Annotated in this window: 21 protein-coding genes; 7 read left to right on the plus strand and 14 right to left on the minus strand. The window is 68.0% G+C overall.

Annotated elements, in window-relative coordinates; translation table 11 throughout:
• The first annotated feature begins 1 nt into the window (after position 1).
• Positions 2 to 469, plus strand: a complete 468-nt coding sequence (locus RMO01_RS13920) for a tRNA (cytidine(34)-2'-O)-methyltransferase (protein WP_309629656.1) — start codon at positions 2 to 4, stop codon at positions 467 to 469.
• Position 470: 1 nt separating this feature from the next.
• Here the strand turns inward: RMO01_RS13920 and RMO01_RS13925 are convergent, their stop codons facing one another.
• The 3 genes from RMO01_RS13925 to RMO01_RS13935 form a co-directional block, all read right to left on the minus strand.
• On the minus strand, positions 471 to 1,715 hold the full coding sequence (locus RMO01_RS13925) for a dipeptidase (protein WP_309629657.1): 1,245 nt from the start codon (positions 1,713 to 1,715) through the stop codon (positions 471 to 473).
• Positions 1,716 to 1,778: 63 nt separating this feature from the next.
• Positions 1,779 to 3,074: a M20/M25/M40 family metallo-hydrolase gene (locus tag RMO01_RS13930; protein WP_309629658.1), complete on the minus strand. Its 1,296-nt coding sequence runs from the start codon at positions 3,072 to 3,074 to the stop codon at positions 1,779 to 1,781.
• 61 nt (positions 3,075 to 3,135) lie between these two features.
• Positions 3,136 to 3,633 carry a hypothetical protein gene (locus RMO01_RS13935; RefSeq protein WP_309629659.1) on the minus strand — a complete coding sequence of 166 codons (498 nt, stop codon included), beginning with the start codon at positions 3,631 to 3,633 and terminating at the stop codon, positions 3,136 to 3,138.
• A 101-nt stretch (positions 3,634 to 3,734) separates the two neighbouring features.
• Between RMO01_RS13935 and hemF the strand changes: the two genes are divergently transcribed.
• A complete protein-coding gene (gene hemF, locus RMO01_RS13940; protein WP_309629660.1) occupies positions 3,735 to 4,622 on the plus strand; it encodes an oxygen-dependent coproporphyrinogen oxidase in 888 nt (295 codons plus the stop codon).
• 1 nt (position 4,623) lies between these two features.
• Here the strand turns inward: hemF and RMO01_RS13945 are convergent, their stop codons facing one another.
• Complete coding sequence (locus RMO01_RS13945) at positions 4,624 to 5,364, minus strand: glutamine amidotransferase-related protein (protein ID WP_309629661.1); 741 nt, start codon at positions 5,362 to 5,364, stop codon at positions 4,624 to 4,626.
• Between the two features lie 60 nt (positions 5,365 to 5,424).
• On the opposite strand from RMO01_RS13945, the gene RMO01_RS13950 reads away from it, so the two are divergent.
• Positions 5,425 to 5,739: an antibiotic biosynthesis monooxygenase family protein gene (locus RMO01_RS13950; RefSeq protein ID WP_309629662.1), complete on the plus strand. Its 315-nt coding sequence runs from the start codon at positions 5,425 to 5,427 to the stop codon at positions 5,737 to 5,739.
• 133 nt (positions 5,740 to 5,872) lie between these two features.
• Here RMO01_RS13950 and rlmJ read toward each other — a convergent pair whose 3' ends face one another.
• Positions 5,873 to 6,691, minus strand: coding sequence for a 23S rRNA (adenine(2030)-N(6))-methyltransferase RlmJ (gene rlmJ / locus RMO01_RS13955; protein WP_309629663.1), 819 nt, complete (start codon positions 6,689 to 6,691; stop codon positions 5,873 to 5,875).
• An 89-nt stretch (positions 6,692 to 6,780) separates the two neighbouring features.
• Between rlmJ and RMO01_RS13960 the strand changes: the two genes are divergently transcribed.
• On the plus strand, positions 6,781 to 7,800 hold the full coding sequence (locus tag RMO01_RS13960; RefSeq protein ID WP_309629664.1) for a DNA topoisomerase IB: 1,020 nt from the start codon (positions 6,781 to 6,783) through the stop codon (positions 7,798 to 7,800).
• Here RMO01_RS13960 and RMO01_RS13965 read toward each other — a convergent pair.
• The 6 genes from RMO01_RS13965 to RMO01_RS13990 form a co-directional block, all read right to left on the minus strand.
• Positions 7,797 to 8,153: an opioid growth factor receptor-related protein gene (locus RMO01_RS13965; protein ID WP_309629665.1), complete on the minus strand. Its 357-nt coding sequence runs from the start codon at positions 8,151 to 8,153 to the stop codon at positions 7,797 to 7,799. The genes RMO01_RS13960 and RMO01_RS13965 overlap by 4 nt on opposite strands.
• A gap of 112 nt (positions 8,154 to 8,265) precedes the next feature.
• Positions 8,266 to 9,306 carry an L-threonine 3-dehydrogenase gene (gene tdh / locus RMO01_RS13970; RefSeq protein WP_409013084.1) on the minus strand — a complete coding sequence of 347 codons (1,041 nt, stop codon included), beginning with the start codon at positions 9,304 to 9,306 and terminating at the stop codon, positions 8,266 to 8,268.
• An 8-nt stretch (positions 9,307 to 9,314) separates the two neighbouring features.
• Positions 9,315 to 9,635: a barstar family protein gene (locus tag RMO01_RS13975; protein ID WP_309629667.1), complete on the minus strand. Its 321-nt coding sequence runs from the start codon at positions 9,633 to 9,635 to the stop codon at positions 9,315 to 9,317.
• Between the two features lie 102 nt (positions 9,636 to 9,737).
• Positions 9,738 to 10,094, minus strand: coding sequence for a hypothetical protein (locus RMO01_RS13980; RefSeq protein ID WP_309629668.1), 357 nt, complete (start codon positions 10,092 to 10,094; stop codon positions 9,738 to 9,740).
• Between the two features lie 12 nt (positions 10,095 to 10,106).
• Positions 10,107 to 11,300 (minus strand): glycine C-acetyltransferase, encoded by a 1,194-nt coding sequence (locus RMO01_RS13985; RefSeq protein ID WP_309629669.1) that lies wholly within the window; start codon positions 11,298 to 11,300, stop codon positions 10,107 to 10,109.
• Positions 11,301 to 11,339: 39 nt separating this feature from the next.
• The gene (locus RMO01_RS13990; protein ID WP_309629670.1) at positions 11,340 to 12,251 is read right to left on the minus strand and encodes a DUF4232 domain-containing protein; all 912 of its coding nucleotides are present in this window, start codon (positions 12,249 to 12,251) and stop codon (positions 11,340 to 11,342) included.
• A gap of 95 nt (positions 12,252 to 12,346) precedes the next feature.
• Between RMO01_RS13990 and acs the strand changes: the two genes are divergently transcribed.
• On the plus strand, positions 12,347 to 14,278 hold the full coding sequence (acs, locus tag RMO01_RS13995; protein ID WP_309629671.1) for an acetate--CoA ligase: 1,932 nt from the start codon (positions 12,347 to 12,349) through the stop codon (positions 14,276 to 14,278).
• A gap of 28 nt (positions 14,279 to 14,306) precedes the next feature.
• Here the strand turns inward: acs and RMO01_RS14000 are convergent, their stop codons facing one another.
• Genes RMO01_RS14000 through RMO01_RS14010 form a run of 3 tightly spaced genes read right to left on the minus strand, consistent with a single transcriptional unit; the run spans position 14,307 to position 20,180 of the window.
• Positions 14,307 to 15,614 (minus strand): hypothetical protein, encoded by a 1,308-nt coding sequence (locus RMO01_RS14000; RefSeq protein WP_309629672.1) that lies wholly within the window; start codon positions 15,612 to 15,614, stop codon positions 14,307 to 14,309.
• 22 nt (positions 15,615 to 15,636) lie between these two features.
• The gene (locus RMO01_RS14005; RefSeq protein ID WP_309629673.1) at positions 15,637 to 18,774 is read right to left on the minus strand and encodes a TonB-dependent receptor domain-containing protein; all 3,138 of its coding nucleotides are present in this window, start codon (positions 18,772 to 18,774) and stop codon (positions 15,637 to 15,639) included.
• Between the two features lie 47 nt (positions 18,775 to 18,821).
• The gene (locus RMO01_RS14010; RefSeq protein WP_309629674.1) at positions 18,822 to 20,180 is read right to left on the minus strand and encodes a dicarboxylate/amino acid:cation symporter; all 1,359 of its coding nucleotides are present in this window, start codon (positions 20,178 to 20,180) and stop codon (positions 18,822 to 18,824) included.
• A 213-nt stretch (positions 20,181 to 20,393) separates the two neighbouring features.
• Here RMO01_RS14010 and RMO01_RS14015 point away from each other — a divergent pair, with 213 nt between their 5' ends.
• Entirely contained in the window at positions 20,394 to 22,238 is a 1,845-nt protein-coding gene (locus RMO01_RS14015; RefSeq protein ID WP_309629675.1) for an ATP-binding protein, read from the plus strand.
• On the plus strand, positions 22,235 to 23,551 hold a 1,317-nt coding region (locus tag RMO01_RS14020; protein WP_309629676.1), incomplete at its 3' end, for a sigma-54 dependent transcriptional regulator. The genes RMO01_RS14015 and RMO01_RS14020, both read left to right, overlap by 4 nt.

Below are 23,551 nucleotides of genomic sequence, written 5' to 3' on the forward strand. Positions count from 1 at the left end.
AATGCGTCTCGCCCTTTTTCAACCGGCCATTCCCCAGAACGTGGGCGCCTGTATCAGGCTGTCGGCGTGTTTCGGGGTCGAGCTGCACATTATCGAGCCCACGGGCTTCCTGTTCGACGACCGGGCGATGAAGCGCGCGGCGCTCGACTACGGCCCCCTGTCGCACATGACACGGCATGCGGACTGGACCGCGTTTCAGGCGTCGCGGGGCGTTGGACGGCTGGTCCTGTTCACGACCCGGGGCGCGACCCCTTTGACCGATTTCACCTTCCGGCCCGACGACACCCTGTTGTTCGGCTCGGAAAGTTCGGGCGCGCCCGACTTCGTCCACGCGGCCGCCGACGCGCGCGTCTTCATTCCGATCCGCCCGGAGGCGCGCTCTCTGAATCTGTCTGTCAGCGCCGGAATCGGTCTGTTCGAAGCTCTGAGGCAGACCGGCGGCGCCGACGCCGCGCCGCGCGAGACCTGACCTATTCCGGCGCGCCGGGCGGCAGGGTCGCCAGGCTGGGGCGTTCATCCGACTTCGACGCCGCCACGGCCTCGACCGCCCGCATGACCCGCAGCACGTTCTCGCCGGCCAGTTTACGGATATCGCTCTCGCTCCAGCCCGCAGCCATCAGGGCCGCGAGGATGCGTGGATAGGCGTCCACGCCCTGCACCTCCTCAGGCAGGCTGCCGACGCCATCGAAATCGCCACCCAGGCCGACGTGATCGATTCCCGCCACCTCACGCACATGCTGGATGTGGGCCACCACATCGGCCAGGGTCGCGGCGGGCCGAGGGTTGGCCTCGACCCAGGCGGTCATGCGCGGATCTTCCGGCCGTGCGCCCGGCGCGATGCCAAGCCGGGCCATCTCGGCGTTGTAGGCCGGGCCCCAGTCCATGTTGGCCTTCGAAATGAAGCCCGGCACGAAGGTGACCATCACCACACCCCCGTCCCCGGCCATGGCGCGCAGGACGCTGTCGGGCACGTTGCGCGGATGGTCGGTCACCGCCCGCGCCGAGGAATGCGAGAAGATCACCGGCGCTTCGGACACCCGCATCGCGTCGACCATCGTCTCTTCCGAGACGTGGCTGAGGTCGACCATCATGCCGATCCGGTTCATCTCGCGGACCACATCCTCGCCGAACGGCGACAACCCGCCCCACTTCGGCGCGTCGGTGGCGCTGTCGGCCCAGGTCGTGGTTCTGGAGTGGGTCAGGGTGATGTAGCGCGCGCCCGCCTGATGGAATTCGCGCAGCAGGCCCAGCGAATCGTCGATCGAATATCCGCCCTCCATGCCGATCAGGCTGGCGATCATGCCGGCCGCATGGATGCGCTCGACGTCGTCGGCGGTCGTGGCCAGTTCGAACACGTCCGGATGGGCGGCGACGATGCGGCGCACGGTGTCGATCTGTTCGAAGGTCTCGCGCGCCGCCTCGGTCGGGGTCAGGCTCGCCGGCACATAGACCGACCAGAACTGACCGCCAACGCCCCCGGCCCTCAGGCGCGGGATGTCAGTATGCAGGTTCGTGGACGAATCCAGGTTACTCGCCAGATCGACCGCGTAGGGATCATTGCCGAACCCCTCGCGCAGCGCCGACGGCAGGTCGTTGTGACCGTCGATCAGGGGCGTGGTGCGCAGGATCTCGCGCGCCCTCGCCTCTCCATCCTGCGCAGCGGCCGGCAGGGCCAGGGCGAGTGCGGATACGGCGAGCAGGCAGGAGCGGATCATGGCGACCTCCGAAAACGACGATTCCCCGACACTGGCAGACGCCTGTCCCGAAAGGGAAGTGACTTATGGTTCACCCAGGCTCAGACGTCCGATCAGGACGGCCGCGCGCTGGGACTGCCGCACCAGACTGTCGAGGTCCACGGTTTCGCCCACGGCATGGGCCCCCGACCCGGCCATCCCCATTCCACCCAGCGTGTCGACATCGGCGGCCACGAACCCTGAGTCCGCCGCCCCGCGCTTCGCCGGATCATAAGGCGCCATCTCCGGCAGGCCGAGGTCGCGGTTTACGGCGTTGAGCCGCTCCAGAAGCGCGGTGTTGCCCGGCGTCGGGGCCATCGGCGGATAGCCGTCGGGGGCGAAGGCCAGCTCGGCCGTCGTCTTCGGCAGGTGATCGTCCACGATCCCCGCCATTCGTTCGCGCACGCGGGCGTCCTGTTCCGGCGTCAGGGTGCGCAGGTCCCCGCGCGCGATCGCCGTCTCGGCCACGATATTGGTCTTGCCGGAGGCCTGGACGCGGAAACCGGCCGCATCGATCTCGGCCGGCGTCCCGCCGGCGATGACCCCGACATTGTAGGTCAGGTTCGGTTCCGGCAGCTCCCGCCGAAACGTGTCGAGGATACGCGCCATCTCGTAGATCGCGCCGTAGCCGAGGGTCTCGCCGAACACCCCGCTGGAGTGACCGGTCCTGCCGCCGGTGGTCAGCGTCCAGCTGGACGAACTGCGCCGGGCGATGGTGCCGAACTCCTCGCCGTCCTCGATGGCCAGCCCCTCGAACTCCAGGGCGAAGTCGGCGACCCGTCCAGCCTCGATCAGATAGCCGCGGGCGACTTCCAGCGGCGCCCCGGGCCGTTCCTCGTCGCCGGTCAGGACGATGGTGATGCTCGATCCGTCCAGCGTCCCGGCCGCCTGCATCGCCCGCATGGCCGCGATGATGACCACCACACCGCCCTTGTCGTCGCCGATGCCCGGCCCGGTCGCCTGCGAACCGTCGCGCACGAAGCGCTGGAACGGGCTGTCCGCCTCGAACACCGTGTCCAGATGGCCGATGAGGAGAATGTTCCTGCCACCGCCGTCATGAGCGGCGATCAGGTGCCCGGCCCGCCCGGTGGCGCCCATGTCGACCCAGCGCACGTTGAAGCCCAGCGGTTCGAGCTCGGCGCGCACCATCTCACTGACCGCAGTCACCCCTTCCAGGTTCAGCGTGCCGGAGTTCACATTGACCAGCCGCTCCAGCAGACCGATGTGCCGATCGTGCTCGGCGACCACCGTGGCCATGATGGTCCGCTCGGCCTCGGGCGTCTGCGCCATCACGGGCGAGGCGATGACGAGGCCCATCAGGGCGGTCAGGATCGGACGCATGGGCGATACTCGCTGTGAAGCCCGGACCGTGACCGAGGCCGGCGGGCGAGTCAAAGCGCGGCTAGCGGTCGCTGCTCGCCGGGACGGCCAGAGCGACCGGCTGGATTGCAGGCGCCGTTCCCTGTGTCGCGGTCTGGCCGGGGGCCTCAGCCTGGACGGGCGCCTGCTCACGACATCCGCGCCCGATATGCAGTCCGTTCAGATAGTACCAGCGGTTCCGCACCAATGCCTGTTCGGCTTCATCGCGGTCACGCGCCGGCTGGCGCACCGCATCCACCCCCGCCATCGCCACCGCTGTGACGGGGGCCAGCATGGCCGCGCCGGACCTGGCGATGCCGCCGAGCGAGCTCAGCCAGCCGCCCTGGGGCGTCGCGTCGCCCATGGCCTCGCCAAGCTGCGCCGCCTCGTCGCTGATCTGGGCGCAGGTCGCGCCCTCGTCGGAAATCCGGAACACGCCCGCGTCCTGCTCCCCCACGTCGGGGGTCGGCGCGTCCTGAGCTGAGGCGGCCCCCGCCGACAACAGGGCGATCGTCAGGGTCGGGATCAACAGGGTACGCATCATGAATCTCCAAACAGCCCCATACGCCAACGGCTTCGGACCTGCGCGGTTCATTCCGCCGCCCACGTGACCTCACGCGCGAGACGTGATTGAACGCCGCCATGAGCCAGCCGCCCCTCCCCGACGCCGATCCGCTGCACCTCAAGAAGGTCGAGACCCGCGCCTGGTTCGAGCGCTTGCGCGACCGCATCCACGCCCGGTTCGAGGCGCTGGAGGACGCGGCGCCCGCCGATCTGTTTCCCGGCGAGCCCGGCCGCTTCGTCCGCACGCCCTGGGACCGGCCGGCCGGCGGTGGGGGCGTCATGGGCATGATGCACGGCCGCCTGTTCGAGAAGGTCGGCGTCCACGTCTCGACGGTCCACGGCGAGTTCCCGGCCGACTATGCCAAAACGGTGCCCGGCGCCGACGAAGACCCCCGCTTCTTCGCCACCGGCATTAGCCTGATCTGCCATCCGGTCAGCCCGCGTGTCCCGGCCGTACACATGAACACCCGTTTCATCGCCACGACGAAGAGCTGGTTCGGCGGCGGCGGGGACCTGACCCCCGTGCTGGACGTCGACCGTCGGCAGGACGCGCCGGACACCATCGCCTTCCACTCCGGGATGAAGGCCGCCTGCGACGCCCATGACCCGACCTGGCATCCGAAGTTCAAGGCCTGGTGCGACGACTACTTCTTCCTGCCGCACCGGAACGAACCGCGCGGCACGGGCGGGATCTTCTACGACCACCATGACTCGGGAGACTACGATAAGGATTTCGCCTTCACCCGGGACGTCGGCGAGGCCTTCCTGAACACCTACGCCGCCATCGTCGAGCGCCGCATGACTGAGGCCTGGACGACGGATGAGCGTGAGGAGCAGTTGGTCCGTCGCGGCCGCTACGTCGAGTTCAACCTGCTCTACGACCGCGGCACGATGTTCGGCCTCAAGACCGGCGGCAACGTCGAGTCGATCCTCTCTTCGATGCCCCCGGTGGTGAAGTGGCCCTAGCCTAGATCCCGCTCCCCTCGCCCTCCACCGGAGGCGGGGTCAGCATCAGGAAGGCGCGGATCCAGGCCGTCAGCACCGCCCGGTCATTCACGCGCGCCAGACTGGCGAGGGCCTCGTCCGCCAGCGTCTCGGGAATGCGCGCGCCACGTCGGCTCTCGACAAGGGCGGCGGCGTACTCGGGCTGGAACTCCGGATGGCACTGGAACGACATGGCGCCCATCGAGGCATCGTCCCAGGCCAGCCCGGCGAACGGCGTAAAGTCGCTCGAAGCGATCACCCGCGCATCGGCGGGCGGCGTCAGAACCTGATCCTGATGAGAGACAGGGATGGCGATGGAGGTCGCACGCGGGAACATCCACGGCTCCTCGCCCACGACCTGATAGCGATGCAGGCCGACGCCCCAGCCCTTGTCCGACTTCTCGACCCGACCACCGAAGGCGTGCGCCATGATCTGGTGTCCGAAACAGATGCCGACCAGACGCGTCTGGCCTCGCGCCGCACGGAGCCAGTCACTGAGAGGTGATATCCACGGCAGGTCGTCGTAGACCCCGGCCGACGATCCGGTGATGATCGCGCCCTGAAACGCGCCCGGGTCCTCGGGCAACCGCCCCGCTTGAACATCGAACCGTACCGTCGCCACGCCCTCGCCCAGCAAGGCCCGGAACCGCGCCGGATAGTCGTCGAACGCATCCTTCAGCGCCTCGGGCGGCTTGCCGGTTTCCAGGATCGCGATGGGTTTCATGACGCCATAGGGACCGGTCCGCGATGGCGGGACAAGGGCAAAGGCGCTACAGGCGCGCTCATGACCGATCCGGACGCCGACATCACCCCCGTGGTTCTGATCAATGTGTTCAAGGTCCAGCCCGAGAAGCAGGACGACCTGCTCGACATGCTGGCGGAACTGACGCGCGCCCAGGTCGGCCTGCCGGGCTTCGTCTCGGCCACCCTGCACCGGGGCCTGAACGGCAAGACCGTGGTCAATCAGGCCGTCTGGCGCTCGGTCGAGGACTGGAAGGCGATGACACGCAACGGCGCCGTGTCCGCCGCCATGTTGCCGATCATGGCCATCGCGACCTTCGAGCCCAACCTCTACGAGGCCGGCGAAGTCATCGAATAGGCCTGCGTCCGGATCTGGCGCAGCGGCATGCTAGCAAAGGCCCACGACGGTCTTTGACATGCCCGACACGCTCTCTTTCACGTCAGACGGAGCGACTCTGTCGACTCTGTCGAGTCTCATTTTTGGCGTCGCGTCAGGCGCGCCAGACCTCGGCCTTCGCCCCCGCGTCGCCCAGGGTCCCGGCCACCCAGCCGCAGATTTCCGCCGCCGCCGCGTCGGCGCCGTCCGGCGGATTGACCACCACCATCGCGCAGCCGTTCATCTTCATCGGGTTGGTCAGGAGCCTCAACCGCGCCTCGGCCACCAGGGTCGGCGCCCCGGTCCCCGAGGCCAGCCGGCGGAGGAAGCCGTCGAACGTCTCCAGGTCCTTGAGCGGCGTCCAGATCGCGACCACCGCACTCGGATCGGCCTTCACGATCGCCGCCGCCGTATCCGCCGCGCGCAGGTAGTCGTCGGGCCGCTCGAATGGCGGGTCGATCAACACCAGCGATCCGCCCGCCTGCCGCGCCTCCGCGAGGACCAGATCGTAGCCGTCGCCGATCTCGCCCCGCGCGGTCGGGAAGCCCGCCAGGCTCTCGCGCAACAGGCCGGCCACCTCCTCGCGCAGCTCGAACCCGACATAGGCGTCGGCGGCCTTTAGCGACCGCGCCACCAGCACCGGCGACCCGGGATAGAAGCGCACCCCGCCATGAGGATTGAGGGCCGCGACCTCGGCCGCCAGGGCCTCGATCAGGGCCGGCCGGTCCGCCGCCGCCATCAGCCGCTCGACACCCGCCTCGGCCTCGCGTGACCGGGTCGCGTCGCCGGTCAGGTCGTAGAGCCCCGCCCCCGCATGGGTGTCCAGCACGACCACCGGCCCGGCCCCCTGCCGCGTCTTCAGCAGCCACAGGACAAGGGCGTGCTTGACCAGGTCGGCGAAGTTCCCGGCGTGGAAGCTGTGGCGATAGTTCATCCCGTTCCGTCTCCTTCCAGACACTCCGGGTCAAGAGGAACCACCGGATCGGCCGCGACGTTCGCCGTTCCTGATCCGGAGCCCGCCCGATGCCCGACGGTAGTCACGACTTCACCCACGCCGTCGAGGTCCCAAGGGGCCTGACATACAGCAGCGATGCGAACCCCGGCCTCACCCGCGTCCGTTCGGGCAGCGGCTTCTCGATCCGCGACGCCGCGGGCCAGACCATCCGGGACAAGGGCGTGCTGGATCGCATCCGCATGCTGGCCATCCCGCCCGCCTGGACCGACGTCTGGATCTGCCCCCGCGCCTCCGGCCATATCCAGGCCACGGGCCGCGACGTGAAGGGGCGCAAGCAGTACCGCTACCACAACGATTGGAGCAGCCACCGGTCGGGCAACAAGTTCGACAAGATGTCGGCCTTCGCCAAGGCACTGCCGAGACTGCGCCAGCAGGTGGAGACCGACCTCGCCTCGCGCGGTCCGACCCGCGAGAAGGTTCTGGCCACCGCTGTCCGCCTGCTGGAGATCACCCTCATCCGCGTCGGCAACGTCCAGTATGCGAAACAGAACCGCAGCTACGGCCTGACCACCCTGCACAAGCGCCATCTGGCGGTCGACGGCGCCGGCCTCAGCTTCGCGTTCCGGGGGAAGAGCGGCGTCGATCACAGGGTCAGCGTCCGTGATCGCCGTCTGGCCACCGTGGTTCGCGGCCTGCGGGACCTCCCCGGCCAGCAACTATTCAAATATCGCGACGCCGAGGGCCATCTGTGTCCCGTCACATCGGACGACGTGAACGCCTACATTCGCGGCGCCATGGGCGACCAGTTCTCGGCCAAGGACTTCCGCACGTGGGCCGGCACGGTCTCCGCCGCCCGCGCCCTGCGTGACATGGAGGCTCCGACTTCGGCCACGGATGCGAAGCGCAAGGTCACGGTCTGCGTGAAGGCCGTAGCGGGCCTGTTGGGCAATACGCCGACGGTGTGCCGGTCGTCCTATGTCCACCCGGCGGTGATCGAACTCTACGAGACCGGCCGGATCGCCGCTGTCCTGCCGGGCCCGGAGACCAAGGGGTTCGAGGCGGCCCTGATCAAGGCTCTGAAAGCCTAGGCCCGGGACCAGAAGCCCAGCGTGGGCTGGCCCACCGGAGACCCCGCCTCCGCCACCCGTGCGAGGATCAGAGTCCGGAAGGCGTCGGCCAGTTCATCGCCGCGCAGCAGGCGCAGCGACTTGATGATCCGGGTGATCCGGAGATGGTTGTGGTCGCTGGCGGTCAGCCAGTGGCCGTTACGGAAATAGAAGATCGCCAGCCGATCGGTCGCCGCCGCCAGAGCGGCCTGCGCCGACATGGATTCGCGGATCGCCTCGACATCTTCGTCAGTCAGCACCGGCGCGTTCGGCTGCGCGCCGGACCTTTCCCGCAGGGGAAACAGCCACTGGATGAAGTCGTGCACCTGCTCCACCGCCGCGTCGTCGAAGCTGATGATCTCGAAGACATCCCGCCCCGCGTCGTCGGTCCCCTCGCCCGTCAGGAAGGCGACGATCGGGCTGATCGCCCCGGTCAGGCTGACCCCCTCATGCGGCCTTGTCCCAGTCGAGGATGACCTTGCCCGACTGGCCCGACTTCATGGCGTCGAAGCCTTCGCGGTAGTCGGCATAGGACAGGCGGTGGGTGATCAGCGGCTCCAGATCGAGCCCGGCCTTCAGCAGACCCAGCATCTTGCGCCAGGTGGTGAACATCTCGCGGCCGTAGACCCCCTTGATGGTCAGGGCCTTCAGGATAATGGCGCCCCAGTCGGTCTCCATTGGTTTCGACGGAATGCCCAGCAGAGCCATGCCGCCGCCCATGATCAATGTGTCGACACACTGTTTGAAGGCGATCGGCGAGCCCGACATCTCCAGAGCCACGTCGAAGCCGACCTTCAGGCCCAGCTCCTTCATGACGTCGTGAAGGTCTTCTTTCGTCGTATTCACGGTCCGCACGCCCGGAGCGACCTTTTGCGCCAGCTCCAGACGGAAGTCGTTGATGTCGGTCAGGACTACCGTCCGCGCGCCCGCGTGACGCGCCACCGCCGCCGCCATCATGCCGATAGGGCCCGCGCCGGTGACCAGGACGTCCTCGCCCAGGAGATCGAACTGCTGGGCCGTGTGCACGGCGTTGCCGAACGGATCGAGCATCGCCGCGACCTCATAGGAGACGTCGTCGGGCAGTTCGATCACGTTGAAGGCCGGGGCCACGACGAACTCGGCGAAGGCGCCCTGGCGGTTCACGCCGATGCCGCGCGTGTGCGGGTCGAGGTGGAAGTGGCCGGCGCGGGCGGCTTCTGAGTTCAGGTCGATGACATGGCCCTCGGCCGAGACACGCTGGCCGATCTTCAGCGGCCGGTTCACGTCCGAGCCGATGGCGACGATCTCGCCCGAGAACTCGTGGCCCGTGATCATCGGCGTCGGCACGTTCTTCTGGGACCACTCGTCCCAGTTCCAGATGTGGATGTCGGTGCCGCAGACGGCCGTGCGATGCACGCGGATCAGCACGTCCTCCGGCCCCGCCACGGGGATCGGCGCATCGATCAGCTCCAGCCCGATGCCGGGCACCATCTTGGCGAGGGCTTTCATGGTGTCGGTCATTGCGCTTGCTCCTGAATGTCGGCCTCGCCGTCGAACACCTGCAGGGTGAATCGCGATCGAGGCTCTGATTGGGCGTCCGTCAGCACGCCGAGAAGGATGTCGAAGTCCGGCCCCATGGCAGTGGCGGAAACCGCGGCATGGGTCCATTCAAAGACGGTCGGCTTGGGCCAGATCGCCACCAGCACGTCGAACAGAGCGTCCAGATTGCGCCCCATCCAGTCCGGCGTCGCCTCGACCCGCTCGACGGCGGCATAGAGGTCGGCGCGGCTCAGGATCGACCGGCCGTCAATCCGAAAGCTGTGGACCGCGTCTGTCATGCTTCAATCACGCCCAACTCCAGCCCAATGCCGAGGCTGGTTCTGGCCAGGCCCTTGTTGGTGGTGGCCATAATCACTCCTGGTGATCGGCAGAGCCGACGCTCAAATCGGGACAAGCAACAGCCCCGCAATCGCGCCGAGGACGATCCATCCCGGGTGACCGAAGCGTGTCGCAACGGCCCAATAGACAGCCCCGACCAGGAAGGTCACGCCCAGTGTCGTCTCGACATCGACCGATCCAAAAGCCATGCCAATCAATAGCGCCGCAACGCCAGCGGCCAGGACCGAAACTAGGTGCCAGCTGGCGCGAATCGCCCACCAGCGGCGAAGCGCCAGCAGGTTCAACGCCGCCTCGCTCCAGCCGCCGCCCTCGCGCAGGCGGGCGAAGATCAGCCTCTCTCCGAGAATGGAGTGCGCGGCCAGGAGCAACAGCGTCAATCCTCCGGCGGACGCGAGCATGCGATCCATCGCCTAGATCACTCCCAGTTCCCGGCCGGCCGTCGTGAACGCCGCGACCGCCTGATCGATATGGTCGAAGCTATGCGCCGCCGACATCTGGGTCCGGATCCGCGCGGCGCCACGCGGCACCACCGGGAACGAGAAGCCGATGACATAGACGCCGAGCTCCAGCATCCGCGCCGCCATGGTCTGGGCCAGCTTGGCGTCGCCCAGCATGACCGGGACGATCGGATGCTGGCCGGGCAACAGGTCGAAGCCCGCCTCGGCCATCGCGCCACGGAAGCGTGCGGCGTTGGCGGTCAGTTGGCCACGGAGCTTGTCGCCCTCTTCGCCCTGGGCAATGCGGATAGCCTCCAGCGAGGCGCCGCAGATCGAGGGCGCCAGGGCGTTGGAGAACAGATAGGGCCGCGCCCTCTGCTTCAGCAGTTGCACCACCGGGGCGGTGGCGCAGATGAAGCCGCCCATGGCCCCGCCCAGGGCCTTGCCGAAGGTGCCGGTGACGAAGTCGACCTTGACCCCGTGGTGGGCGTAGGAGCCCCGCCCCTGCGGCCCGAGGAAGCCGGTCGCATGGCAGTCGTCGACCATGATCAGGGCGCCGTACCGGTCGGCCAGGGCGCGGATCTGATCGAGCTTCGCGATATAGCCGTCCATCGAGAAGGCGCCGTCGGTGGCGATGATGATGTCGCGCGCCCCGTCGGCCCGCGCGGCCTTCAGCTGGGTCTCCAGATCGGCCATGTCCGACGTGGCGAACCGGTAGCGTTTGGCCTTGCACAGCCGCACGCCGTCGATGATCGAGGCGTGGTTCAGGGCGTCCGAAATGATCGCGTCCTCGGCCCCGAACAGGGGCTCGAACAGGCCGCCGTTGGCGTCGAAGGCGGCGGCGAACAGGATCGAATCCTCGAAGCCGAGATAGTCGGCGATGGCCCGTTCCAGCTCCTTGTGGATGTCGAGCGTGCCGCAGATGAACCGCACCGAGGCTGTGCCCGCGCCGCGCGCTTCGGATGCCGCGTTGGCCGCGGCGACCACGCGGTCATCGCCGCCGAGGCCCAGATAGTTGTTGGCGCAGAAGTTGAGCACCGTGCGGCCCCCGACCTGGATCACCGGTCCCTGGCGCGATTCGATGACCCGCTCGGGCTTGGTCAGTCCCTGGGCGTCAATGTCGGTAAGCTCGGCCGCGACGCGGTCGTGAAAGCCTGTGGTTTGCATGGCGGGGTCTTACCCCCTCGCCCCGACCGGGGGAAGGCGTCAGGTCGAGGACGCCGCCGGAACCGCCGCCGGCGCCGGACCCGGCTCCACGCCCGCGCGGAACGGATTGACCCGGATGCGACCGCCGCAGGGCGTCAAGGCCAGAGGAACGGCCAGGGCCGCCGGATCGCCGGGGATCAACACCCGCACCCGCGCCGCCGACGGACAGACCCGCTCGCCCGCTCCCTCGTTGGGCACAACATTCCAGGCGATGTCGAAGAAGGCCTTGCCGCCCGCCGGAATATTCACGGGCGTCGCCGTGTTGGGGTTCTGGTCCGAACGGATCGCGGTCAGGGGGCGACCCTGGGCGTCCAGCAGGCTGACCGCCGGATAGCCCGAGATGCTGCATGGGGCGGTCCCGGCATTGGTGACACCGAAGACGTTGACCCGGTTGCCGGCGCCCGCATCGCCGGTCTCGCTGTTCAGCCGCAGCTGGGCGGCGCGGCATGGCGTCGAGGCCGGGAGGACGCCGCCCGGCGCCGGCTGGGGCTGCTGGCCGGGAACCGGCAGGGCGGGATTGGCCGACGGACGGCTGCATCGCTCCAGCACGGCCACGCCTACATCTTCGTTGGGACCCAGGCGGCTCAGGGTCGCGCTCTCGGAGCCGTCGCGGGTGGCGATCCACCATTCGACGCCGGAACCGGAATAGCGAGCTCCGCTGCCGGCCGGGACCAGTCGCAACGCATAGGTCTGCCCCTTGTAGGCGACGCTGGCCGTGGCCGTATCGGGATACTGGACCGTCACTGTCTGGCCGCTCTCGCAAGCATAGCCGATGGCGGGGGCGGTGGGCGTAGTGGGGGCGACCGGCGGCGTCTGGTTCACGGGTTCCGCCGGCGCCTCGCCCTCGCGCGTGCAGGCGGATACGGACATCGCGCCGATGACGGCGGCGGCGAGAAGGCGGTTCAGGCTCATGGCGGTTCCCGGTGAATGCTCAAGGTTAACGTGGTTTGGTGCGATTGGCTCCCCTTCTCCGGCAGACCTCGCTAGGTTCGGGTGAGGAGACATCCATGACCGACCGCGACCTGTATCCTGTCCCCGCTGAATGGGCGGCACGCTCCCATATGGACGCCGCCGCCTACGACCTCGCGCGGATCGCGGCGCGCGAGACGCCGGAGGACTGGTGGGCGGAACAGGCGAAACGGCTGGACTGGATCACGACGCCGACGGTGATCAAGGACGTATCGTTCGACAAGGACGACTTCCGCATCCGCTGGTTCTCCGACGGGGTGTTGAACGTCTGTTTCAACTGCGTGGACCGGCATCTGCCCAAACGGGCGGACCAGACGGCCATCATCTGGGAAGGCGACGATCCGGCCCGGTCGGGCCGCCTGACCTATGCGGAGCTGCACCGCGAGGTGTGCCGGATGGCCAATGTGCTGAAGGCGCTGGGCGTCGAGAAGGGCGACCGCGTGACCCTCTATCTGCCGATGATCCCGGCGGCGGCCGTCGCCATGCTGGCCTGCGCGCGGATCGGGGCGATCCATTCGGTCGTGTTCGGCGGTTTCAGCCCCGACAGCATCGCCGGGCGGATCGAGGATTGCGGGTCGAAGCTGGTCATCACCGCCGACGAGGGGCTGAGGGCCGGCAAGCGCATCCCGCTGAAGGCCAATGTCGATGAAGCCCTGACCAAGGTGGCTGTCGAGACCGTCCTGGTCATCAGCCACACCGGCGCCGATGTGCCGATCGTCGAAGGCAGGGATGTTCGGTTCGAGGATGCCGTCGCGTCGGTCTCCGACGACTGCCCGTGCGAGCCGATGAACGCCGAGGATCCGCTGTTCATCCTCTACACCTCGGGCTCAACCGGGAAGCCGAAGGGGGTGCTGCACACCACCGGCGGATACCTGTTCTGGGTCAGCTACACCCACGAGCTGGTGTTCGACTATCGGCCCGGCGAGGTCTTCTGGTGCACGGCCGATGTGGGCTGGGTCACGGGCCACTCCTACGTCGTCTACGGGGCGCTCTCGAACGCGGCGACGACCCTGATGTTCGAGGGGGTGCCCAACTATCCGGACAACCGCCGCTTCTGGCAGGTGGTGGACAAGCATCAGGTCGAGATCTTCTACACGGCCCCGACGGCGCTGCGGGCGCTGATGCGGGACGGGGACGAACCGGTGAAATCGTCGAGCCGCAAGTCGCTGCGCCTGCTGGGGACAGTCGGGGAGCCGATCAATCCCGAGGCCTGGCGCTGGTATCACGAAGTGGTCGGCGAGGGTCGTCTGCCGATCATCGACACCTGGTGGCAGACCGAGACGGGCGGGGCCCTGATCTCTCCCCTGCCCGGCGCGACGGACCTGAAGCCGGGTTCGGCGACCAAACCGTTGCCGGGCGTGGAGCTTGAGTTGGTGGACGCCGAAGGGCGCGTGCTGGAGGGCGCGGCCAGCGGCAACCTGTGCATCACCGACTCATGGCCGGGCCAGATGCGGACCGTCTGGGGCGATCACCAGCGGTTCTTCGAGACCTATTTCAGCGCCTATCCCGGCAAATACTTCACCGGCGACGGCTGCCGCCGGGACGAGGACGGCGACTACTGGATTACCGGGCGCGTGGACGACGTGATCAACGTGTCGGGCCACCGGATGGGCACGGCCGAGGTCGAAAGCGCCCTGGTCCTGCACGAGGATGTCGCCGAAGCGGCGGTGGTCGGCTTCCCGCACGACATCAAGGGCCAGGGCATCTACGCCTATGTGACGCTGAACGCAGGCGTCGAGCCGCACGACGACCTGAAGAAGGCGCTGGTCGTCCAGGTCCGCCACGAGATCGGGCCGATCGCGGCGCCGGACGTGATCCAGTGGGCGCCGGGCCTGCCCAAGACGCGATCCGGCAAGATCATGCGGCGGATCCTGCGCAAGATCGCGGAGAACGATCTGGGGGCCTTGGGGGACACGTCGACGCTGGCGGACCCATCGGTGGTGGATGACCTGGTGAAGAACCGGAACTGATCTCCCTCTCCCGCCGTGAGAGGGACCACTACAGGCTCGGCACGAAATCCGGGTCGATCAGACACGACTGGTCGTAGGCTTCCGCCCGCGTGCGGCAGGCCTCCAGCACATCCTCCGCATCGGGCTTCTCGCCCGTATCCAGCCAGCGCGTCATGGCGATCAGCAGGCCGGCGTACTGGGGGATGCTGAGCTGGCTGTGCAGGGCCTCGGTCGTGAAGACCTGGCTCAGCAGGTTCGAGCGGCCCGCGTCGGCGACCGTCTGCGCATAGGCCGCCTCATGGCTGACGAAGACCGTCGGGTCATAGCGGGCGTGCAGCGTCAGGGTCGGCAGGACGATGTTGCCCGTCAGGTCGGCGTCATAGGCCAGGGCCGCGACGGCGGCGGGATCAGCCTCAAAACGCTCGACGCCCTGGTTCAGGGCGACGTCGTCGTCCGATCCCTGGTAGGTTGTGCCGGCGTTGGAGAAGGGGTTCGCGCCGTCGAGCCGCTTCCAGACCATGTCCTGAAACAGGTTGGTGCCCCAGGCGAGGTGGGCGACCAGACTGTCCGCCGTCACCCCGACCACCGACAGAATGTTGCGCAGGGCATCGGCCTGGGCGCGGGTACGGGCCTCGGGCCGAAGGCTGAGGCCGGTGCAGTCCTCCACGCGGGCGGCGATATCGGCGCGCGGCATGGCGGCGCCCTCCGGCAGGCCCTGCCACAGGGGATATTGGGTCTCGGTCGGGCGCGGGTGGTTATGGCAGTAGAACTGATAGACGGCGCGCAGGTCGGACCGGAAAATGTATCCGCGCGTCCCGCCGGCGAGCAGGCCGCTGGTCAGGATGACGCCGTCATAGTTGCGCTCCCCGTCCGCCGAGACGGCATAGAGCTCCGCCGCCTTGGCCGCGACGTTTCCACCCCAGGACTGGCCGTGGAGGAGGGTGCGCCTGGGCTTGCCGAAGGCGTCCCAGACGATCTGGCGCAGGTCGTCGGTGTCGGCTGCGGCCATGCGCACGCCGTAGCCGCCGCGGCGATAGGTCGAGCCGGCCCAGGCGTAGCCCTCACTGACCATGACGGAGGAGCGCTCGAGGTCTTCGACCGGATCGGCGCGCTGCGGTTCGCCTGTGCGCGGCCCGCCGTGGGCGTGGACAATCAGGGTCCCGTTCCAGTCGCGGGGCCAGGCGGTCCAGAACCAGGCCCCGTCCGCCGACCGTCCGGAGGAACACGTGGTCCCATCAGGCAGACTGTCGGGACAATCGGCCGGCTCCGGCGCGATAGCCTGGGCCGAGGCGGGCGCCGAAACGCCCGCCCCGATCCACATCAGGCCTGCGACGGCGAGGGTCGAAAGATCACGCATCGTCCCTCTCCGCGGCAATGGCTCAGAACTCCTTGGCCATCGACACGTACCAGTAGCGGCCGTAGGGGCGATAGAGCGAGCCGAGGTAGCCCGCGGACGACAGCGGCGGCGCCTCGTTGGTGATGTTGCGGGCGCCGAAGCGGATGCGGCTGTTGGAGATGAAGCCGTTGTTCTCCTCCCACTCATACTGGGCATAGAGGTTGCCGGTCACCTGGCTCTCGACCTCCCAGGCGTTGCCGGCGGCGTCGAGCAGATCGGTGTCATCCACCGCTGAAATATACTGGGTGAAGGCGCCGATCTGCCACGGACCCTGGCTCCAGGTCACCGACCCCGACAGCTTCCATTCCGGGCGACCGTTCTGGGCCAGCAGGTCGCTGGAGTCGGGCAGAGGCGTGGCGGCGTTGATGATCCCGGCGTCGCGGGCGGCATAGAGGGCGTCCACGGCCGGACCGGCTTCACGACCGAACTTGATCAGCTTGGCGGCGTCGATATTGACCCGGAAGCTGCCCAGCGGCGTATTCCGCAGACGCCAGTTGAAGCCGATGTCCATGCCCTCGACGTCCTGCGGCAGCAGGTTGACGAACCGGTCCGAGATCGAGGTGATCACCCCGACCGGCGTAATGCCCGTACCGGCGAACAGGGCGATGTCGTCGGCGTTGACCGGGGCGCGCGTGACCAGCGGGTTGGAGCCGCCCCCGACCCGCTCGGCGTAGTCAAGCACCACCGCGTTGCGACCGCCGAACAGGCCGACGATCTTCTCCTGCTGGATCCTCCAGCGGTCGACGGTGAAGGTGAAATCTCCCCATTCGGCCGGAAGGAACTGAGGCTGGAAGACCACGCCATAGGACTGGTTCTGGCTCTCTTCCGGCTCCAGGTCCGGGTTGCCGGAGACCAGCAGGGAGGCGCCAATCGAGCGCGAGCAGGCGCCGAAGGTGGCGATGCGCCGGGCCCTCAGATCGGCTTCGCAGCGGATGTAATCGGGGTTGGTCGTCAGGCGGCCGTAGGTGGCGGTGTTGACCTGTTCCAGGTTGGGCGCCCGGAAGCCTTCCGAATAGGACCCCCGGATGCGCAGGCCGTCGACGATGTCCCAGGCGGCGGCGACCTTGGGCTTGGCGACGTCGCCGAAGTCCGAATAATGCTCGGCGCGGCCGGCGATCTGGAGCTCCAGATTGTGGACCAGCGGGATGTTCATTTCCGGCGAAACGACGGGGATCGCGAACTCGATGTAGGCCGAGGTCACGGAACGTTCGCCGTGGGTGTCGGGGTTCTGGCTGACGGCGATGACGTTCGACAGCTGGACCGCGCCGGTGACCGTGTCGCGGAACGGGTTGGAGCCGTCGAGGTTGGAATCACGGTCGTCGTCCTGGGTCTCCCTGCGCGCCTCGAAGCCAAAGGCCACGCCGACGTCGCCGGCCGGCAGGCTGAACAGGTCGGGACGCGAGACCTTGAAATCGTAGAGAGCCATGGTCGTCTTGCTCTCACGCTTCAGGGTGAAGGTGATGGCGTCGAGCGCCGTCTGCGAGCTGGGCGTGCAGTCGCCGAAGCTGGTCTGGACGATACAGCCGCCGCTGAACGGGTTGTAGGCGTCCGGCGTCGACAGGGCGAGCGAAGCCTGAAGCGCCTGGGTGTTCACGGCGAGAGACTCGTCGACCGCCTCGGCTTCCGAATAAAGAAGCGCCGTCTCCCAGTCCCATCCGCGCCACTCGCCGCGCAGGCCGCCGAGCGCGCGGGCCTGGTAGTTGGTGACGTTGACCTTCTGATAGCCGGCATCGACAAACCGGTACTGGTTCAGGGTGATGTCCAGGCCCGTGACCGGCACATTGGTCAGGCCCGAGATGCGGTTCGGGTTCACCCGGCCGTCGGAGAAGGTCACCGGACCGAACGGGTTCCAGTAGTTGGTCGTCGGGATGGTCAGGGTGTTCAGGTTGATCACCGGCGGCTGAACCCGCTGGGTGTCGGCGGTGTAGTAGCCGAGCTCGCCGAAGGCGGTGACGCCGTCGTTGATGTCGTAGTGACCCTGCAGGAAGACGTTCAGGCGCTGGGTGTCGGGCAGGATGGTCGTGCCCGGCGCGGTGTCGAAGCGCAGGTCGCGCTGCACGCCGTTGAAGTTCAGGGCGCCGGAGCCAAGGCAGATGTTGGCGTCGTTGGCGTTGGGAACGAGACAGCCCGTCAGGGTCGTCGGCTGGATGTGGAAAGCCCCGGCGGCAGTGGTCAGGGAGGTCGTGCCCCGACGGATGGCCGTCGTCGCCCCGACAACGGCGAAATTGCCCCAGGCCCCGCGCGTGTTGCGGAAGTCGGGCGTCAGGCTGGAGGCGAAGTCCGGATCGCCGGCGAACAGGGAGCGCAGGTTGTCGGTCGCCGTGAAAGCCTGATCCTCGGCCTGCAGGGCCGACCGGTCGGTGTAGTCGACATAGGCCGAGATGTTGCCGCCATCGAAGTCCTTGCCGGCGAAGACGCCGAGATTGAACTCGCGCAAGTGGGTGCCCTCGGCGCCGCCGTACTGGGCATTCATCTTCAGGCCGTCGAAGTCGTCCTGGAGCACGGTGTTGACCACCCCGGCTACGGCGTCCGCGCCGTAGATGGCGGCCGCGCCGTCCAGCAGGACCTCGAGACGCTCAAGGCCGGTCACCGGAATGGCGTTGGAGTTGTAGCTGAGGACCGGGACCGTGCCGGTGTCCGACGTGCCCTGGCTGGTCGGGTGTTGCACGATACGGCGGCCGTTCAGCAGGACCAGGGTGTTGCCGACGCCGAGCGAGCGCAGGTTGACCGAGTTCACGTCGCCCCGCGCCGCGTTCGAGGTCTGGGGGTTGTTGGCCGCGCTGAACAGCACATCGCCCATCTGGGGGATGGACCGCAGCAGGTCGTCGCCGTTGACCGCGCCGGTGGCCAGGATCTGCTCCTCGCTCAGCACTGTGACCGGCAGGGCGGCGGTGACGTCCGCCCCCCGGATCTGGGAGCCGACGACGACGATGTCTTCGACCGAGGACGCGTCATCGCCGTTCTGGCTGGACTGATCTGCGATCGACTGGGCAGCCTGCGACAGCTGGGTCGAGGAAGGGACGGCCGTCGGCGTCTGGGTCTGGGCCCAGGCGGCGGGGGCCAGGCTCAGGAGAGCAGCTGCGGCGGTCGTCGCCAGCATCGCGGTCTTCTTGGTGTTCATGTTCATCCTCCCAAAGTCTTTTTGTTTTCAGGCACGTGAAAAGGATTTCAGTCGCGGGCGACCACGAGGTCGTCGCCCGGCCCGGCGGCCGGATCGGGTTCAGCGGCGAGCGGACGGGGCGAACCATCCAGCGCCTCGCGCAGGGCATCGCGATCAAGCGCGCCCTCCCAGCGCGCCACGACGAGGGTCGCCACGGCGTTGCCGATGAAGTTGGTCAGGGCCCGGCATTCGCTCATGAACCGGTCGATGCCGAGGATCAGGGCCATGCCGGCGATCGGCACCGTCGGCACGACGGCGAGCGTCGCGGCCAGGGTAATGAAGCCTGCGCCGGTGATGCCGGCCGCCCCCTTGGAGCTCAGCATCGCGACCAGCAGCAACAGGATTTGCTGTTCCAGCGTCAGGTCGATGTTCAGCGCCTGGGCGATGAACAGGGCGGCCATCGTCATATAGATGTTGGTGCCGTCCAGATTGAACGAATAGCCGGTCGGCACGACGAGTCCGACGACCGACTTGGAGGCGCCGGCCTGCTCCATCTTCTGCAGCAAACTGGGCAGGGCGGCCTCGGACGAGGATGTGCCGAGCACCAGCAGAAGCTCTTCCTTGAGGTATCGCATCAGTTTGAAGATCGAGAAGCCGTTGGCGATCCCGACCGCGCCGAGCACCCCGATCACGAAGATCGCGGCCGTAAGGTAGAAGGTGGCGACGAGGGCGATCAGATTGACGACGGAGGCTATGCCATAGGCCCCGATCGTGAAGGCGAAGGCGCCGAAGGCGCCGATCGGCGCCGCCTTCATCACGATGGCGACCAGTTTGAAGAAGGCCGCGCTGACCGACTCCAGGAAGGTCAGGACCGGCTTTCCGAGGTCGCCGACCGAGGCCAGGGCGATGCCGAACAGCACCGATACGAAAAGGACCTGCAGGATATTGCCGGTCGAGAAGGCGCTGGCGAAGGTGTCGGGAATCACGCCCAGGAGGAAGCCGATGATCGTCGTCTCATGCGCGGCGGTCGAATATTGCGCCACCGCCCCGGCGTCCAGCGTCGCGGGATCGATGTTCAGGCCGCGGCCGGGCTGGACGAGGTTGCCGACGACCAGACCAATGACCAGGGCCAGGGTCGAGAAGAAAAGGAAATAGGCGAAGGCCTTGGCCGCGACCCGGCCGACCCGGCCCAGGTCGCGCATCCCGGCGATGCCCGTGACGATGGTCAGGAAGATCACCGGGGCGATGACCATCTTCACCAGCTTGATGAAGGCGTCACCCAACGGCTTCAGGCTCTCACCGAAAGCGGGCCAGAAATGGCCGATCAGCCCGCCGAGCAGGATCGCGCCCAGGACCTGGACATACAGGTGCCGATACCAGGCGCGCGGCGCGCCGGACGCATGACCTTGATCGCCCGAAAGCTGCACTCGACCTCCCCTGCGCTCGTGGCGCTGTTTCCGCACGGTCTGACGCCGCGCCTCGAGGCCCCAGTTTGGCCGTGATTGAGCGAACGGCCAAACTCACGATGAAATTGCCCAAATAGCTGTTCGGTATGACTTTTGTTTTCCGTCAGCCAGATTTTGTCCGGAAACCCGGCCAATGACGTGGCATTTCTGTGCGGAATTCCGCATGCTTTCGAGATGACGGCTTCAGCGCTGGAACAACTCGGCAGCCTCGTCTCCACCCGGTCTTCCCGGCCGTGGCTGGTCTTGTTGCTGTGCTGGCTGATCGCCAGCGCCCTGTCCATGATCGCCGCCGGAGAACTGGCGCGACGCGACGCCCGGGCCGATCTCGCGCGTCAAGCCGACGCCGCCGCCGCCCTCCACGCCGCCGTCCTGCGCAGCGAACTCGAGAAGCACCGTTCCCTCCCTGTCGTCCTGTCACAGGACCCCGAGGTGGTGGGCCTCGTCGCCGGCGCGAGCGGGCAGACCGCCGACGTCATCAGCGCCAAGCTGGCAACGCTTGCCGTCCAGACGCGCGCCGCCGCCATCTATGTCCTGGACCAGAACGGTGTCGCCCGCGCCGCCAGCAACTGGCGCGAGCCGACCAGTTTCGTCGGTTCCGACTATGCCTTCCGCCCCTATTTCCGGGACGCGATGCAGAACGGACAGGCGGAATTCTTCGCCCTGGGCACGGTCAGCGGCCGGCCCGGCCTCTATCTCGCCCGCCGCGTCGGCACTGCCGAAAGACCGATCGGCGTCGTGGTGGTCAAGGTCGAGTTCGATGCGCTCGAGGCCGACTGGCGGGGGTCAGGCGAGCCTGCCTATGTCACGGATTCCCGCGGCGTCGTTCTGGTGACCAGCGTCCCGGAATGGCGGTTCCGCCGCAGCCGCGACCTGACCGACGCCGAGCGTGAGGCCATCCTGGACGACCAGACCTTGACCGGTCAGGCGCTCGCCGCCCTGCCCTTCGACAGCGAGGCGACCGGCGCGCACCGGATCGTCCGGGCCGCCGCAGGCGGACCCTCGGCGGAATGGATTCTCGCCCACACCGAAACGGATACTCCGGGCTGGACGCTGCATCTGCTGGACCCGATCGGCGGGGCCATCGTGGCCAATGTGCTCAGCGCCCGGGCCGTCGCAGGCCTTCTGGTCACCCTGCTGGCCGTCGGCGCCGGGGTCCTGCTGCGTCGACGACAACAGGCCATGGCGCGCGCCGAGGCCGAGGAACAGGCCCGCGCCGAACTGGAACGCCGGATCGACGAACGCACCCGGGAACTGCGCGCCGCCAACGGTCAGCTCAACCGCGAGATCGACGAGCGTCGCCGCGCCGAGGCCAGCCGCGAGGTGCTGCGCGAAGAACTGGTCCAGGCCAACAAACTGGCCACCCTCGGACAGATCGCCGCCGGCGTGGCGCACGAGATCAACCAGCCGGTCGCGGCGATCCGCACCCATGCCGACACGGCGACCGCCTATCTGGACCGGGATGATCCCGACGCCGCGCGCCGCAGCCTGGGGCGGGTGGCCGAGCTGACCGGCCGCATCGGCGTCATCACTGATGAACTGCGCGCCTTTTCCAGGAAAAGCACACAAGGGGTGTCCGCCGTCTCGCCCGCCGCGGCCATCGACGGCGCACTTCTGCTGATCGGCGGGCGGCTGCGGGAGGGCGGGGTCGAGCTGGTTCGAACCGAGGCGGCTGACTTGCAGGTTCAGGCGGAGCCGATCCGGCTGGAACAGGTGATCGTCAACCTGATCCAGAACGCTTTCGAGGCGATGACTGACGCCGGAACGCCCGAGCCCCGGCTGACCATCGATGTCGCGCGCAAGGCGCGTCGCGTAGAGATCGTCATCAGCGACAACGGCCCGGGGGTTGATCCCGGCATTGCCGCGGCCCTGTTCACGCCTTTCGTCACCACCAAGTCGGCCGGGCTCGGCCTGGGCCTCGTCATCTGCCGCGATATCGTCGCGGGCTTCGGCGGCGAGCTCAGCCTGCGTCCGGGCAAGCCCGGCGCCCGGTTCGTGATCTCCCTGAAGGCCGCCGCGTGAACTTCTCCCGCCCCCGCTGCGTCACCCTGATCGACGACGATGATGACTTCCGCAGCGCCCTGCTGGAGCGGCTCCAGCTCGAGGATCTGGAGGTCCAGGCCTTCGCCTCGGCCGAGGCTGCCTTGAAGGTTCTGGGCGCCGACTATCCCGGCGTCGTGGTCTCGGATCTGCGCATGCCCGGGATGGATGGGCGGGGACTGCTGACGCGGCTTCAGGCGCTCGACGAAGGGCTGCCGGTGGTCATGATCACCGGCCACGGCGACATCGCGGACGCTGTCGATGCCCTGCGCAACGGCGCCTATGATTTCGTGGCCAAGCCGTTCGACTTCGGCCGGCTGGCCGACAGTCTCAACCGGGCGCTGGAGAAGCGCGGACTCGTGCTCGACAATCGCGCCCTGGCGGCGGAAGTCGGCCGGGTGACGCCCGACCTGCCCCTGCTCGGGTCCAGCCCGGCCATCGCCCGCCTCCGGACCGTGATCGGGCAGGTGGCGGACGCCGGAATGGACGTTCTGATTGAGGGTGAGACGGGCGTCGGCAAGGAGGTGGTCGCCCGCGCCCTGCACAATAGCGGCCGGCGGCGCGTGCATCCCTTCGTCGCGGTGAACTGCGGCGCCCTGCCCGCCGGCCTGATCGAGAGCGAGCTGTTCGGCCACGAGCCGGGCGCCTTCCCCGGCGCGGTCAGGCGGCGCGTCGGCCTGATCGAACAGAGCCATCGCGGCACCCTGTTCCTCGACGAGATCGAGAGCATGCCCATGGCCGCCCAGGTCGCTCTGTTGCGGGTTGTGGAGGAGCGGGAAATCCAGCCTCTGGGCGGATCGGGGCCGCGCCAGCTGGATCTGCGGATTCTCGCCTCGTCCAAGACCGAGCTGAAACTCGCCGTCGAGCGCGGCCAGTTTCGCGAGGACCTGTATTACCGGCTCAATGTCCTGAAGCTGAGGGTGCCGCCGCTGCGGGAGCGGCGCGAGGACGTGCCGCTTCTGTTCGCTCACTTCCTGGCGCGCGCCGCCGGCGACCGCCAGCGCACGCCGCCGCCGATGAGCACCACCGTGCGTCGCACGCTTATGGAGCACGACTGGCCGGGCAATGTGCGGGAGCTGGCCCATTTCGCAGACCAGGTGGCGCTCGACATCGACGCCCCGGCGGTCATCGGCTCGGCCGAGGAAGCCGCCGCGGGCCTGACCGATCGGCTCAAGCGCTTTGAGAAGGCGGTGCTGGAAGAGGCGCTGCACCGTCACGCCGGTGATGTCGTCGCCATGACCGAAGCCCTGCGGGTCCCACGGAAGACGCTTTACGACAAGTTTCGCCGCCACGGC

Source organism: Brevundimonas sp. (assembly GCF_031412435.1).
In the GTDB taxonomy this organism is placed as follows: domain Bacteria; phylum Pseudomonadota; class Alphaproteobacteria; order Caulobacterales; family Caulobacteraceae; genus Brevundimonas.

Excerpts from the sequence above, each read along its gene's own strand:
- RMO01_RS13920 (WP_309629656.1), top strand. The coding sequence starts at position 2 with ATGCGTCTCGCCCTTTTTCAACCGGCCATTCCCCAGAACGTGGGCGCC.
- RMO01_RS13925 (WP_309629657.1), bottom strand. The coding sequence starts at position 1,715 with ATGATCCGCTCCTGCCTGCTCGCCGTATCCGCACTCGCCCTGGCCCTG.
- RMO01_RS13930 (WP_309629658.1), bottom strand. The coding sequence starts at position 3,074 with ATGCGTCCGATCCTGACCGCCCTGATGGGCCTCGTCATCGCCTCGCCC.
- RMO01_RS13935 (WP_309629659.1), bottom strand. The coding sequence starts at position 3,633 with ATGCGTACCCTGTTGATCCCGACCCTGACGATCGCCCTGTTGTCGGCG.
- hemF (WP_309629660.1), top strand. The coding sequence starts at position 3,735 with ATGAGCCAGCCGCCCCTCCCCGACGCCGATCCGCTGCACCTCAAGAAG.
- RMO01_RS13945 (WP_309629661.1), bottom strand. The coding sequence starts at position 5,364 with ATGAAACCCATCGCGATCCTGGAAACCGGCAAGCCGCCCGAGGCGCTG.
- RMO01_RS13950 (WP_309629662.1), top strand. The coding sequence starts at position 5,425 with ATGACCGATCCGGACGCCGACATCACCCCCGTGGTTCTGATCAATGTG.
- rlmJ (WP_309629663.1), bottom strand. The coding sequence starts at position 6,691 with ATGAACTATCGCCACAGCTTCCACGCCGGGAACTTCGCCGACCTGGTC.
- RMO01_RS13960 (WP_309629664.1), top strand. The coding sequence starts at position 6,781 with ATGCCCGACGGTAGTCACGACTTCACCCACGCCGTCGAGGTCCCAAGG.
- tdh (WP_409013084.1), bottom strand. The coding sequence starts at position 9,306 with ATGAAAGCCCTCGCCAAGATGGTGCCCGGCATCGGGCTGGAGCTGATC.
- RMO01_RS13975 (WP_309629667.1), bottom strand. The coding sequence starts at position 9,635 with ATGACAGACGCGGTCCACAGCTTTCGGATTGACGGCCGGTCGATCCTG.
- RMO01_RS13980 (WP_309629668.1), bottom strand. The coding sequence starts at position 10,094 with ATGCTCGCGTCCGCCGGAGGATTGACGCTGTTGCTCCTGGCCGCGCAC.
- RMO01_RS13985 (WP_309629669.1), bottom strand. The coding sequence starts at position 11,300 with ATGCAAACCACAGGCTTTCACGACCGCGTCGCGGCCGAGCTTACCGAC.
- RMO01_RS13990 (WP_309629670.1), bottom strand. The coding sequence starts at position 12,251 with ATGAGCCTGAACCGCCTTCTCGCCGCCGCCGTCATCGGCGCGATGTCC.
- acs (WP_309629671.1), top strand. The coding sequence starts at position 12,347 with ATGACCGACCGCGACCTGTATCCTGTCCCCGCTGAATGGGCGGCACGC.
- RMO01_RS14000 (WP_309629672.1), bottom strand. The coding sequence starts at position 15,614 with ATGCGTGATCTTTCGACCCTCGCCGTCGCAGGCCTGATGTGGATCGGG.
- RMO01_RS14005 (WP_309629673.1), bottom strand. The coding sequence starts at position 18,774 with ATGAACACCAAGAAGACCGCGATGCTGGCGACGACCGCCGCAGCTGCT.
- RMO01_RS14015 (WP_309629675.1), top strand. The coding sequence starts at position 20,394 with ATGACGGCTTCAGCGCTGGAACAACTCGGCAGCCTCGTCTCCACCCGG.